This is a genomic window from Methylobacterium sp. B4, from assembly GCF_003201865.1.
Lineage (GTDB): Bacteria > Pseudomonadota > Alphaproteobacteria > Rhizobiales > Beijerinckiaceae > Methylobacterium.
Window position 1 is genome coordinate 1 of sequence record NZ_QJJJ01000033.1, and the last position, 13,284, is coordinate 13,284.

At 71.9% G+C, this 13,284-nt stretch carries 10 protein-coding genes; 3 read left to right on the forward strand and 7 right to left on the reverse strand.

Annotation, left to right across the window (positions count from 1 at the left end):
- Nucleotides 1-137: 137 nt before the first annotated feature.
- Nucleotides 138-3,338 (reverse strand): helicase-related protein, encoded by a 3,201-nt coding sequence (locus tag BY998_RS22400; protein WP_245421708.1) that lies wholly within the window; start codon nt 3,336-3,338, stop codon nt 138-140.
- Nucleotides 3,339-3,635: 297 nt separating this feature from the next.
- A complete protein-coding gene (locus BY998_RS22405; protein ID WP_110353908.1) occupies nt 3,636-4,592 on the reverse strand; it encodes a GlxA family transcriptional regulator in 957 nt (318 codons plus the stop codon).
- Nucleotides 4,593-4,715: 123 nt separating this feature from the next.
- On the opposite strand from BY998_RS22405, the gene BY998_RS22410 reads away from it, so the two are divergent.
- Complete coding sequence (locus BY998_RS22410) at nt 4,716-5,510, forward strand: SDR family oxidoreductase (protein ID WP_110353909.1); 795 nt, start codon at nt 4,716-4,718, stop codon at nt 5,508-5,510.
- Nucleotides 5,511-5,564: 54 nt separating this feature from the next.
- Here the strand turns inward: BY998_RS22410 and BY998_RS22415 are convergent, their stop codons facing one another.
- Nucleotides 5,565-6,443, reverse strand: a complete 879-nt coding sequence (locus BY998_RS22415; protein WP_110353910.1) for a LysR substrate-binding domain-containing protein — start codon at nt 6,441-6,443, stop codon at nt 5,565-5,567.
- A gap of 216 nt (nt 6,444-6,659) precedes the next feature.
- Here BY998_RS22415 and BY998_RS22420 point away from each other — a divergent pair, with 216 nt between their 5' ends.
- A complete protein-coding gene (locus BY998_RS22420; RefSeq protein ID WP_110353911.1) occupies nt 6,660-7,661 on the forward strand; it encodes a DMT family transporter in 1,002 nt (333 codons plus the stop codon).
- A 32-nt stretch (nt 7,662-7,693) separates the two neighbouring features.
- Nucleotides 7,694-8,707, forward strand: coding sequence for a zinc-binding alcohol dehydrogenase family protein (locus BY998_RS22425; protein WP_110353912.1), 1,014 nt, complete (start codon nt 7,694-7,696; stop codon nt 8,705-8,707).
- A 52-nt stretch (nt 8,708-8,759) separates the two neighbouring features.
- On the opposite strand, the gene BY998_RS22430 is transcribed toward BY998_RS22425, so the two are convergent.
- The 4 genes from BY998_RS22430 to BY998_RS22445 all read right to left on the reverse strand — a co-directional run bounded on the left by BY998_RS22430 (nt 8,760) and on the right by BY998_RS22445 (nt 12,989).
- Nucleotides 8,760-9,512 (reverse strand): TerC family protein, encoded by a 753-nt coding sequence (locus BY998_RS22430; protein WP_110353913.1) that lies wholly within the window; start codon nt 9,510-9,512, stop codon nt 8,760-8,762.
- A gap of 250 nt (nt 9,513-9,762) precedes the next feature.
- Complete coding sequence (locus BY998_RS22435) at nt 9,763-10,734, reverse strand: tripartite tricarboxylate transporter substrate-binding protein (RefSeq protein WP_110353914.1); 972 nt, start codon at nt 10,732-10,734, stop codon at nt 9,763-9,765.
- Between the two features lie 67 nt (nt 10,735-10,801).
- On the reverse strand, nt 10,802-12,307 hold the full coding sequence (locus BY998_RS22440; RefSeq protein ID WP_110353915.1) for a tripartite tricarboxylate transporter permease: 1,506 nt from the start codon (nt 12,305-12,307) through the stop codon (nt 10,802-10,804).
- Nucleotides 12,308-12,323: 16 nt separating this feature from the next.
- Nucleotides 12,324-12,989: a tripartite tricarboxylate transporter TctB family protein gene (locus BY998_RS22445; protein ID WP_110353916.1), complete on the reverse strand. Its 666-nt coding sequence runs from the start codon at nt 12,987-12,989 to the stop codon at nt 12,324-12,326.
- Nucleotides 12,990-13,284 lie beyond the last annotated feature (295 nt).

Here is a 13,284-nt window from a genome sequence, read left to right on the forward strand (position 1 = left end):
GCCGCGCCAAGGACGGCTTCTACGGCGGCTTCACCCTCGTCGTGCCGCTCGGAACCCTCCTCGGCCTCGCCCCAGGCTGAGGCTGTCGGCCCCGCCCGGTCACGGCGGCCGGGAGGGGTTCTTCGCGTGAGAGAGGCTCAGCCGCGCCGGTCGCACGCCGCGCGCAGATGTTCGAGAAGCGCGGCCGCCTGCCGTCCGCGCTCGGCCGGATCGTCGCTCTCCCGGCGTAGGACGACGCGCCCCTCGCGCAGCGTGATGCCGTCCGAGACCGGCATGACCGGGGGGGCCTTGCCGGGGCGGAACTCGGCCGCGACCCCGTGCGGACCGCCGCTGAGACGGGCGATCCCGAGGGCGAGGCAGCCCGTGCGCAGCCGCGCCAGGGTGAACAGCGCTTCAACCGGCTCCGGCGGCGGCCCGAAGCGATCCTCGATCTCGTCGCGCAGGGCATCGATCTCGGTCTCGGCGCGCAGGCGCAGGAGGCGCGTGTAGAGGCTCAGGCGGATTTCGGGCTCGGGGATGTAGTCGTCCGGCACGCGGCCGTTCAGGCCGATGCGCACCTCCGGGCACCAATCCTCGACCGCCTCGCCCTTGGCCGCGCGCAGGGCGAGCTGGAGCAGGTGCTGGTAGAGGCCGAGCCCGACGAGCTTGACGTGGCCGGTCTGATCCTCGCCGACGAGGTCACCCGCCCCGCGCAGGTCGAGATCGCGGGCGGAGATGGCGAAGCCCGCACCGAGCCGGTCGAGCGCCTCCAGCGTGCGCAGCCGCTTCTCGGTCGAAGGATTGAGCGGCTTGTCCGGCTGCCAGAACAGATAGACGACCCCGCGCCGCTGCCCGCGCCCCACGCGACCGCGCAGCTGGTGCAGCTGCGCCAGCCCGAACCGCTCCGCATCCCAGACCAGCATCGTGTTGGCGCGCGGCACGTCGAGCCCGCTCTCGATGATGCTGGTCGCCAGCAGCACGTCGCCCTCGCCTTCGGCGAAGCGCACCATGGCGTCGTCCATCTCGGCGGGTTTCATGTCCCCGTGGGCGGTGACGATGGAGAGCTCCGGCACCAGGGCGCGCAGCCGCTCGGCCATCGGCGCGATGTCCTCGATGTGCGGACAGACCACGAAGCTCTGCCCGCCGCGGCGGTGCTCGCGGGTCAGCGCCGCCGTCACCGTCTCGCCCGCGAAGGGCGCGATCACCGTGCGGATCGGCTGGCGCACCGCCGGGGGCGTGGCGATCACGCTGAGGCTCTGCAGCCCGACCATCGCCGCCTGGAGGGTGCGCGGGATCGGCGTGGCGCTCAAGGTGAGGATGTGAGCGCTGCCCGCCGCCTGCCGCAGGCTCGCCTTGGTCTTGGCGCCGAAGCGCTGCTCCTCGTCGATCACGGTGAGGCCGAGATCGTGGAAATGGACGCCGCGCCCGGCCAGCGCCTGGGTGCCGACGACGAGACGCACCGTGCCGTCGGCCAAGCCTTGCTTGACGCGCTTGGCCTCCGCCGGCGCGACGAGGCGCGAGAGATGCGCCACCTCGATGCCGAAGCGGGCAAAGCGCCGCCGGAAGGTTTCGACATGCTGGCGCACCAGCACCGTGGTCGGCGCCATGACCGCGACCTGCCGCCCGGCGAAGATCGCGGCGGCGACGGCGCGCAGGGCCACCTCGGTCTTGCCGAAGCCGACATCGCCGCAGACGAGCCGGTCCATCGGCTCTTCCCGTGCGAGGTCGGCCAGGGTCTCCTCGACCGCCCGCGCCTGATCGCCGGTGAGCGGGTGACCGAAGCCCGCCGCAAAGCGCTCCATCTCGCGCTCGGGCGGGACCAGGGCCGGCGCGCGGACGCTGCGGCGCTCCTGGGCCGCCTTCAGCATGGCGCGGGCCGCCTTGGCCAGCGTCGCCTCCGCCTCCAGGCGCCGCCGGGCCCAGGTGCCGCCGTCGAGCCGGTCGAGGGTGACGGCCTCGGCCTCCGAGCCGTAGCGCCAGATCCGGTCGGCCTGGGCCACGGGCACCATCAGGATCGCGTCGTCGGCAAAGCGCAGGCGCAGGGCGTCCTCCTCTCCCTCGCCGCCGCTGCCGATCGTCTCCAACCCCTCGAACACGCACAGGCCGTGGTCGCGGTCGATCGCCACGTCGCCGACCCGCAGCTCGACCTCGCCGATCGGCAGCACGGCGGCGGGCCGCATCACCCCCGCGCCGACCCGCCCGTACAGGTCGGCGGCGGCGATCACCGTCGCCCCGCTCTCCGGCACGCGAAAGCCGGCCTCGAGCGGCGCTTCCAGCGCCAGCATCGCGCCGGGCTCGGAAGCGGCGACCTCGGCCCAGCCGTCGATCAGGCGCAGGCTCCGTCCCTCGGTGGCGGCAGCCGCCGCCCGCACGAGGCGGCGCAGGGGCTGCTTCGGGCCGGCGAGCACGACCCGCTCGCCCGCCTCGAGCTGCGCGCGCAGGGCCTTGGCGAAGGCGGCCTCCGGCCGGCGCTCGCCGACGAAGGTCGGCAGCGCGACGCGCTCCCCGCTCTCGCTCGTGGCGGTGGCGAGGCCGTGATCGCGCAGGAGCGCCGCCCATTCCGCCTGCGTCAGGTAGAGATCCGTTGCCGGCGCATCCCCCTCGCGCGCCTCGGCGATCTGCTCGAAGAAGGCGGCGACGCGCTCCTCAGCGCCCGCCTCGACCACGAGGCGGGCCTCGGGCACGTAATCGAGCACGGTGACGAGGCGGGGATAGAACCGTGACAGGCGGTGCTCCTGGCCGGTGAAAGGCTCCAGGGACAGGCCCGAATCCGGCCCCAGGATGATCTCGGTGGCGGGATCGATCACCAGCCGCTCGGTCTCGACCCGGGAGCGCTGCGAGACCGGATCGTAGGAGCGGATCGCGGTGATGCGCCCCTCCTCGTGCTCGACCCGGCAGGGCAGCGGGGCGGCGGCCGGAAAGACGTCGATGGTCCGGCCGCGGATGGCCGCCTCTCCGGGCTCGTCGACCCGGTCGTCGAGGATGTAGCCGAGCCGCTGCAACTGGGCCGTCAGCGCCTCCGGGTCGAGCCTTTCGCCGACGCGCAGCTCGACATGGGCCGGCCCCCAGGTCTCCGGCGGCGGCACGCGCTGCAGCAGGGCGGGGGCGGTGGTGAGCACGATGTCGGGCAGCGCCGCGCGGTCCGTGAGCCAGCGCAGCACGCCGGTGCGCGCGCCCATGGTGCCGCGGGAGGGCGAGACCCGGTCGAAGGGCAGGCAATCCCACTCGGGGTAGACCGCAACCGCCCGCTCCGGCGCCAGCGCCCGCAGCAGCGCGGCGATCTCGTCGAGGCGCCGCCCGTCGCGCGCCACGTGGACCAGCGGGTGCGCCGCCCCGGAGGCGAAGCCGAGCAGGGCCACCGCCAGCGCCCCCGTGGGGATCAGCGGCGCGGCGCCCGTCTCCTGACCGTCGAGAACCCGGGCCTCGCGGGCGTCGGCATGGTTCGGCTTGGCGGTTTTGGAGTTGGAGGCTTTAGGCTTGGCGGTCGCCGGCCTTGCGGCCTTGGACAGGGTCTTCGGCGCGATCTTGGGCTTTGCCATCGTGTTCCGTCTTGGACGCCTTGCCGGTCGGCTCTGCGGGAACGCCGCTCGCGCCCGCCGAGGTTCCGGCCGCGCGGCGCTGTCCCCAGCTTCGGCCCGACCCGGCATGCCCGCCGCTCAGGCCGCGGAGGCGGGCGGGCTCTCGATCAGGCGCAGGCTGCGGCGCAGGCTCTGCGGGGGCTGGCCGTAGGCGCGCAGGAAGGCGCGGCGCATCCGGTCGCGGTCGGCAAAGCCGGTGTCGCGGGCGACCACGTCCAGCGCATGGCGCCCGTCCTCGATCATGGCCTGCGCGGCTTCCAGCCGCAGCCGCTCCACGGCCTTGGCCGGCGACTGGCCGGTCTCCTCGCGGAAGAGGCGGCTGAACTGGCGGGGGCTGACGCTGGCGGCCTCCGCCAGCTCCTCCACCGTCAGCGGGTTGCGCAGGTGCTCCTTGGCGTAGAGCAGCGCGCGGCGCACCCGGCCGGAGCGGGGCTCCAGTTCCAGCAGCGCCGAGAACTGCGACTGGCCGCCGGGGCGGCGGTGATAGACGACGAGCTTGCGCGCGATCGCCCGCGACAACTCCGCACCGTGATCGTCCTCGATCAGCGCGAGCGTCAGGTCGATCGCCGCGCTCATCCCGGCCGAGGTCCAGACATGGCCGTCGGAGACGAAGATGCGGTCGTCGTCGACGCGGATCGCGGGATAGCGCTCCTGCAGCGCCCGGGCATGGGCCCAGTGCGTCGTGGCCGTGCGGCCGTCGAGGAGGCCGGCCTCGGCCAGGGCGAAGGCCCCCGTGCACAGTCCCGCGACCCGGCGCGAAGTTCGGCCCGCCCGGGCGATGTAGTCGCGCAGGGCCGGCGAGAGCGGACGGGGCAGCAACTCGCCGACCACCATCAACGTGTCGGGCGCCTCGGTCAGCGGAACGGTCTCGATCCGGATGCCGAGCGAGGAGCGGACGCTTCCCCCGCGCTCGGACATGACGGTGAGGCGGTAGGCCTCCCGCCCCAGATCCACGTTGGCGAATTCGAAGGCCGACAGGGCGGCCATTCCCATCACCTGAAAGCCGTCTTCCAGGATGAACCCGACCTGCCGCATGGCCGCCTCTCAGCATGTCCTGATTTGACGTTTCTACGTCATTTCGGACAAACCCGTCCAGTCGTAGGATCCTGACATCGTCGCCGGCCGGGAGCCGGACGGCTGTTCGGAAGGACCACGATCATGACCGATTCAAAAGGAACCATCCTCGTCACCGGCGCCTCCTCGGGCATCGGCGCCGTCTACGCCGACCGCTTCGCCGGGCGCGGCCACGACCTCATCCTCGTCGCCCGCAACGGCGAGCGGCTCGCGGCCGTGGCGGAAGACCTCGGCCGCCGCCACCGCGTCGCGGTGCGCACGGTCGAGGCCGACCTCACGAGTCCGGCAGGTCTCGCCGCGGTCGAGACCATCCTGAGGCGCGATGCGCGCATCACGCATCTCGTCAACAATGCCGGCTTCGGCAGCGCCGCGCCGCTCGCCGCGGCCTCCGTCGAGGAGATGGAGCGGATGATCGCCATCAACGTCACCGCACCGATGCGCCTGACCTACGCCGCCGTTCCCGCCTTCACCGCGCGCGGCAAGGGCACGATCATCAACATCGCCTCGATCGTCGCCATCGGGCCGGAGGTGCTGAACGGCGTCTACGGCGGCTCGAAGTCCTTCGTGCTCGCCTTCAGCCAGAGCCTTCGCAAGGAGCTCGATGGAACCGGCGTCGCGGTGCAGGTGGTCCTGCCCGGCGCCACCGGCACGGAGTTCTGGGACATCGCCGGCCTGCCCGCCAGCAACCTGCCGCAGGATTGGGTGATGTCGGCCGAGGATCTCGTCGATGCGGCGCTCGCCGGCCTCGACCGGGGCGAGTTCGCCACCATCCCCTCGCTGCAGGACGCCGCCGAGTGGGAGGCCTGGGAGGCGGCGCGCGCGACCATGCTGCCGCATCTGTCGAGCGCCGTCCCGGCCGCGCGCTACCGCGCGGCTTGAAGGGTGGCCGCGGCGCCGCCCCGGCGCCCCGCCGAAGGGCTCGGCCTTCGAGCCTTACGCGGCGAGGCAGGCCTCGTCGCGTAAGGCGAGGCTCTCGCCGAGGAAGGTGATGAGCGGCTGCACGAGATCGGCGGCCCGCTCCTCGCCGAGCACGCTCACCTCCGTCATCGGCAGGGCCGGCCACAGGTCGGGGGCGCGCAGGATCTGCATCCCCTCCTGCAGGAAGGAACGGCCGAGCAGCGTCACGCCGAGGCCGCCGGCCACCGCCGCCTGCACGCCGGTCAGGCTGCTGGCGGTGCAAGCGGCGGTCCATTCCCGGCGCACGGAATCGAGCGCCGCGATCATCATCTCACGGTAGCTGCAGGGCGGGGCGAGCATCACCAGCCGCGCGGGCCTCGTGAAATCGAGCTCGTACCGGGCCGAGGCCAGCCAGACGAGCGGCTCGCGCCAGATCACGCGCCCGCGCGGATGGGCGCCGCTGCGCTTGGCGATCACCGCATCCAGACGGTTGGCGTCGTAGGCCTCCAGCAGGGTGCAGCTCAGGCCGGTCATCAGGTCGATATGCACCCCCGGATAGAGCCGGCCGAAGCGGGCGAGCAGCTTCGGGAGCTGGCCCGGGATGAAGTCTTCCGAGACGCCGAGCCGCAGCGTGCCGCTGGCGGGCGGCTCGCGCCATTCCCGCATCAGCTTGTCGTTGAACTCCAGCATCTGCCGCGCGGCCACGAGCAGGCGCTCGCCGTCCGGCGTCAGGCCGAGGGTGCGGCTGGTGCGTTCGAAGACCCGCCGCCCCAGGATCTCCTCCAGGCGCAAGACCTTCTGACTCACCGCCGATTGCGAGCGGTGCACGACGTCGGCCGCCGCCGTGAAGCTGCCGGTCTCCGCCACCGCCACGAAGGCGCGCAGCAGATCGATCTCAAGGTCGGGATGGCGCATCGATCATTCGATTTCCTGCTTGAATCCGCCACAGCTACGCGCCCGGCTTCTCGCCGGCAACGGCTCGGCCCTGAAGCTAGAAGGAAATCCGATCGCACCGATCAGAACTATGCGTTTCCCGGATCGAAGGGTCTGGCGCATCCTGCTCGGGCTCGATCCTGCCGATCGGCGCTTCCCCGCCGGGGCCGCGTGGCCCCGGCCTCGAAGAGCCCAGCCATGTCCGCCTCGGTCACCCTCTCGCCCGTCTCCGCCCGCCGCCCCCTGTCGGCCTCGGCCGCGCTCGGATCTTCCCGGGCGGTGCAGAGCCTCGGCGGCGCGGTGGTGCGGCGGGTCTCGCGCGGCGGTCCGGCCCTGCTGCTCGGCGGCGCGATCCTGCTCTGGGGCGCGAACTGGCCGGTGATGAAGCTCGGGCTGAACCACGCCTCGCCGCTATGGTTCTCGGCGCTGCGCTTCGCCCTCGGTGCGGCCTGCCTGTTCGGCTGGCAGGCTTTGCGCGGCGAGATCCGGAGGCCCCGGCGGGCCGATCTGCCTGTCCTCGCCTCCATCGGCCTGCTCCAGATGATGCTCTTCACCGCGCTCGGGGCGCTGGCGATGACGCATCTGCCCGCCGGACGCTCGGCGATCCTGAGCTACACGACGCCGATCTGGGTCGTGCCGGCCGCGGTCCTGATCTTCGGCGAGCGGATCGAGGGCCGGCGCTGGGCCGGGATCGGGCTGGCGGGGCTCGGCGTGCTGGTCCTGTTCAACCCGCACGCCATCGACTGGCGGAACGGGGAGATCGTCGCCGCCCACGCGATGCTGCTCGCGGCCTCCGCCGCCTGGGCCGCCTGCATCCTGCACCTGCGCTACGGAGGCGCGGTCTCCTCGGCGGTGCAGCTCGCGCCCTGGCAGATGCTGCTGGCCGCCGCCGTGCTGCTGCCGCTCGCCGCCGCCATCGAGGGGCCGTTCACGGGCGACGGATCGGCGGCCTTCTGGGCCTGCCTGGTCTTCGTCGGCCCGCTCGCCACGGCCTTCGCCTTCTGCGCCGTCAACGCCGCGAGCCGCCGGCTTCCCGCGAGCGCGATGTCGACGGCGATGCTCGCCGTGCCCGTCACCGGCCTTGCGATCGCCACGGCGACGCTCGGCGAGGCGCCCGGCCCCGACCTCATCCTCGGCGCCGGGGCGATCATCCTCGGCATCGCCGTCAGCGCGATGCCCTCCCGCGGGGGCCGCGGCTGACGCGGCCCTCTCATCGACAAGGAGACACGTCCATGCGTGCCGTCGGCTTCACACAATCGCTGCCCATCGCGGACGAGAAGGCGCTGATCGACCTCGACATCGCCGAGCCCGTGCCGGGTCCGCGCGACCTCCTCGTCCGGGTGCGGGCGGTCTCGGTCAATCCGGTCGACACCAAGGTCCGGATGCGCGGCGCGCCGGCCGACGGAGCGCCGCAGATCCTCGGCTACGACGCCGCCGGCATCGTCGAGGGGGTCGGCGCGCAGGTGACGCGGTTCCGGCCGGGCGACGCCGTGTTCTATGCCGGCGCCCTCGGCCGGCCCGGCACCAATGCCGAACTGCATCTCGTGGACGAGCGCATCGTCGGGCACAAACCCGCCGCGCTCTCCTTCGCCGAGGCCGCGGCGATGCCGCTCACCGCCATCACGGCCTGGGAGGCGCTGTTCGACCGGCTCGACATCCGCCGAGCCGTGCTGGGCGCCGACGCCGCCATCCTGATCGTCGGCGGGGCCGGAGGCGTGGGCTCCATCGCCACGCAGCTCGTCCGGCAATTGACGGAGCTCACCGTCGTCACCACGGCCTCGCGGCCCGAGACCGCGCAGTGGAGCCGGGATCTGGGCGCGCATCACGTCATCGACCACACCCGGCCGCTCGCCGCCGAGATCGCGGGGCTCGGGATCGCGCCGTCCTTCGTGTTCTCGACCACGAACACCGACCGGCACCTGCCGGAGATCGGTCAGCTGATCGCGCCGCAGGGCCGGTTCGCGCTGATCGACGATCCCGCCGCCCTCGACGTGCTGCCCTTCAAGCGCAAGAGCGTGTCGACGCATTGGGAGTTCATGTTCACGCGCTCGATGTTCGGCACGGCCGACATGGACGCGCAGGGCCGCCTGCTCGACGAGGTCGCGCGACTGGTGGATGCCGGAACGCTGCGCACCACGGTCGCCGAGACGTTCGGGACGATCTCGGCCGCCCATCTCCGCCGCGCCCACGCGCTGATCGAGAGCGGGCGGGCCAAGGGCAAGATCGTGCTCGAAGGCTGGGCCTGACCTGCGCGCGGGACGCTCCGCCGCTGCGACGCGGCGGAGCGCGGCTGGGCGCTCAGCTCCGCAGCACTTCGGCTTCCGCCGCCTCGACCGCATTGGCCTGCTCGGCCGCGACGGCCCGGTCGGACTTGCGCCTGAGCCAGGCGCCGATGGCGACCACGAGGGCGGCGCCGAGAGCACCCGCCACGTAGTGCATGTTGGGCTGCAGGGCGGCAGGCAGCGCCTCGATCACGTGCTGATGCACCAGTCGGTCGGTAGCGATCATCTCGCCGGCAACCCAGCCGAGCAGGCCGCCGCCGAACCAGATCAGGATCGGGAACCGATCGATCAGGCGGGTGATCAGGCTCGCGCCGACCACGAGGAGCGGCACCGACAGGGCGAGACCGATGATGAAGAGCTCGTCATGCCCTTTGGCGGCGCCCGCCACCGCGACCACGTTGTCGAAGCTCATGACCGCGTCGGCCACGACGATGGTCCAGATCGCCTTGGGCAGGCTGGCATGCTCCTGGATCGCGCTCTCGCCCTCCTCCTCGCCGCGCACGAGCTTCACGGCGATGTGCAGCAGGATGAGGCCGCCGACGACCTTCAGCAGCGGCACCGCGAGCAGCTGCGAGATGATGACGGCAAAGAAGATGCGCAGCAAAGCCGCGGCGAAGGCGCCGGCGTAGACGCCGATACGCCGCTGCCGCTCGGGCAGCCCCCGGCAGGCCAGGGCGATGACCACCGCGTTGTCGCCCGACAGGATGATGTCGATCCAGACGATCTGGAGGAGGGACAGCAGGAAGGAGGAACTGAGATAGGAATCCACGGTCGTGTCTTTTCGCTGTCTCGGCCCGTCGGGATGCCGGCGCCGTCCGCCTCCGGCATGCCCCGATGCGGGCGCGGCAAGTGGGTGTCTTTTGGTGAGGCGCCGCCTAGCCCCGAGGGGTCGGCGACACGTCGGCGTTCGTCAGGACGGGAAGGGCCGGATCGGCGCCCCTCCCGGATGGGCCGACACGGAAAGCCGGCCCCGATGGCACGATGATGGCGATGCCCCGGGGCCGACCGTCGCGTCCGCCTCAGGGATTGGCTTCGACGGCGGAGCGCAGCACGGGCGTCCAGCGGGCGACCTCGCTCTCGACGAGCTTCTGCAGCGCGTCGGGGCCGGCCTCCGCATCCTTCGGCACCGTGCCGCCGAGATCGAGGATGCGCTTCCTTGCGTTCGGGTCCTTGATGGCGGTGTCGAGGGCGGCGACGAGCTTGGCCCGGACATCCGCCGGCAGGCCCTTGGGCGCGAAGACCGCGTTCCAGGCGCTGACCTGATAGTCGGGCAGGCCGGCCTCCTTCGTGGTCGGCACGTCGGGCAGGCTCGGGGAGCGCTCGGGCGTGGCGATGGCGTAGGCCTTGATCGTGCCGCCGCTGATCTGCGGGGCGACGTTGACGATCTGGTCGGTCATGAAGTCGACCTGACCCGCCATCAGGTCGTTCAGCGCCGGGCCGGTGCCGCGATAGACGACGAGGGTGGGCTTGGCGCCGATGAGCGAGTCGAACAGCACGCCCGTGGAGTGCGAGACGGAGCCGACGCCGGCATGCGCTTGGTTGATCGAGGCGCCGCCGGCCTTCACGGCCTCGACGAAGCTCTTCAGGTCGGGGGCCGCCATCCCCTTCTTGGCGACGATGACGATCGGCGTACCGGCGGCGAGCCCGATCGGGTCGAAGCTCTTGGCCGGGTCGTATTTCAGGCCCTTGAACAGGGCCGGCGCCGCGCCGTGCGTGCCCATGTGGCCCATCATGATGGTGTAGCCGTCGGGCGAGGCCTGCGAGGCCCGGGTAATGCCGGTCGTGCCGCCGGCGCCGGTGACGTTCTCGATCACGACCTGCTGACCGAGGACCCGCGACATCGGCTCGGCGACGATGCGCGCGATGACGTCGGTCGGGCCGCCGGCCGCGAAGGGCACCACCATGGTGATCGGCCGCTGCGGGTAGGTGTCGGCGGCCGCTCCGAAGGCGGCGAGCACCGACAGGAGACTGATCGCGAGAGCCGTTCTCATGGTTTCCTCATCCCTTCCAGATGTTTGACTCGTCGGAGATTCCCGAGCCCGTCCGGCATCGTGCCGCTCAGGCTTCCGTGAACACCTCGTCGCGGCTTTTCCGCAGCGACGGCAGCAGCGCCAGCGCCAGGATGGTGAAGGCCACGAGGAACAGCACCGCGCTGACCGGACGCTCGAGGAAGACCATGGCGTCCCCGCGCGACAGGGTGAGCGCGCGGCGCAGGTATTCTTCCATCAGCTTGCCCAGCACGAAGCCGAGCAGGAGCGGCGCGGGCTCGAAGCCGAACTTGATCAGCACGTAGCCGAACACCCCGAAGGCGGCGATGAGCATCACGTCGGTCGGCAGCGAGTTGATGGAGTAGATGCCGATCGAGCAGAACATCAGGATCGCGGGGAACATCAGCCGGTAGGGCACCTTCAGGAGGCGCACCCAGACGCCGACCAGCGGCAGGTTGATGACGAGCAGCATCAGGTTGCCGACCCACATTGAGGCGATCATGCCCCAGAACAGTTCGGGGCTCTTGGTCATCACGCCGGGTCCCGGCACGATGCCGTGGATCGTCATCGCGCCGACCATCAGCGCCATCACGGCGTTGGGCGGGATGCCCAGCGTGAGGAGCGGGATGAACGCGGTCTGGGCGCCCGCGTTGTTGGCGCTTTCCGGGCCGGCGACGCCCTCGATGGCGCCGCGGCCGAAGCGGCTCGGATCGCGGGCGATGCGCTTCTCGACCGTGTAGGCGGCGAAGGGGCCGAGGACGGCGCCGTTGCCGGGCAGGATTCCGAGCAGCGCGCCGATCGCGGTGCCGCGCAGGGTCGCGGGTGTCGCCTGCCGCAGATCCGCCAGGCCCGGCAGCAGGCGGCCGATGCGCGCCCGGGCGATCTCTCGGGTCTCGGTGTTGTCGAGGTTGCGCAGGATCTCGGCCACCCCGAACAGGCCCATGGCCAGCACGGAGAAATCCACGCCGTCGGTCAGGAAGGTGAAGCCGAAGGTCATCCGCTCCTCGCCGGTCTCCAGGTCGGTGCCGATGCAGGCGAACAGCACGCCGACCAGGATCATGGCCACGGCCTTGAGCACGGAGCCGTGGGCGAGCACGACGGCGAAGGCCAGCCCCATGACCATCAGGGCGAAGTATTCCGCCGGCCCGAAGATCAGCGCGAGGCGGGTGAGCGGCGCGCCGAGCGCCGCGATCAGCAGGGTGGCGACGGTGCCCGCGAAGAACGAGGCGATCGCCGCGGTGCCGAGCGCGATGCCGGCCCGGCCCTGGCGCGCCATCTGGTGGCCGTCGAGGGTGGTGACGACCGAGGTCGCCTCGCCCGGGATGTTGACGAGGATCGCGGTGGTGGAGCCGCCGTACTGCGCCCCGTAATAGATGCCCGCCAGCATGATCAGCGCGCCGACGGGATCGAGCCCGAAGGTGATCGGCAGGAGCATGGCGATGGTGGCGATCGGCCCGACGCCGGGCAGCACGCCGATCAGCGTGCCCACGAGGCAGCCGAGGAAGCAGAGCATGACGTTCTGCAGGCTCAGCGCGACGGCAAAGCCCAGGCCGAGGTTGGAGAGAAGATCCGGCACGGATTGTGGCTCCCGATCAGGCGGTCATCGAGTGCCGGGCGACGTCGGTCCCGGCCCGTCGGGAGGATCGGCGCTGCAGGAGCAGCAGGCCCAGGCCGATGAGGGCGAGCGCCCCGACCGCCAGCCGCAGCATCACACGCGAGGGGATCTTTCCGCTGGCCGCCTCGATGAGGGCGGTGGGAAAGATCGGGATCGGCAGGTTCAAGAGGTCGCCGAACAGCAGCATGCATCCGGCGGTGAGCAGCAGGGCGAGGATCAGAAGCTCGCGAAAGCGCGCCTCGGGACTCGCATAGCCCCCGAGGATGACCGCGAGCGGCCCGGCGACGATCAGGCCGAGGCCGGGGGTGGTGACCGGGCCGAAGCTGACGGGCCGGATCGTGACCGCGAAGGCGAGGATGGCCAGCACGACGACGACGGGGCCGCGCAGGCCGAAGCTCTGCAGCCCCTCGCCGCCGCGGACGAAGCCCGTCACGGCGAGCGCGAACCCGCAGACGGCCACGCAGACCGCGACCCAGTGCGGCAGCATGCCGGGGCCCATGGCGCCGAGGGTGCCGCGCGGGAGATCGCCCGTGGCCCAGACGCCGAACACTCCGAGCAGGATGAGGCCGAGGCCGGCCACCACGTTCTGCGACACCCACGAGACCGCATTGCCCGGTCCCGCGCCACCCGATGGGTCGCTCATCGTCCCCTCTCAACGAGCATGCTCGCTCCGGCGCTTCCGTCCTGCGGCGGCGTTCGGGCCGGCCCCGCGGCCAGCGTCTCTCACCACCCGCGCGCCGCAGGCGGCACGACGGAAACGATCGGATCCTCCCCTGAGGAATTTTGTCCAGAACCTATGCCGTAAAGCGAAGTTTCGACAAGACCTGGCATCCGACGAATCGTGTCTTTCCCGGCTCTCTGTATCATTGATAAAGCGGCCCGCGTCCGCCGAGGCAGGAGCGGCTCGCGCGATGGCGCGGCCTCGAAGGTGCCGGGCC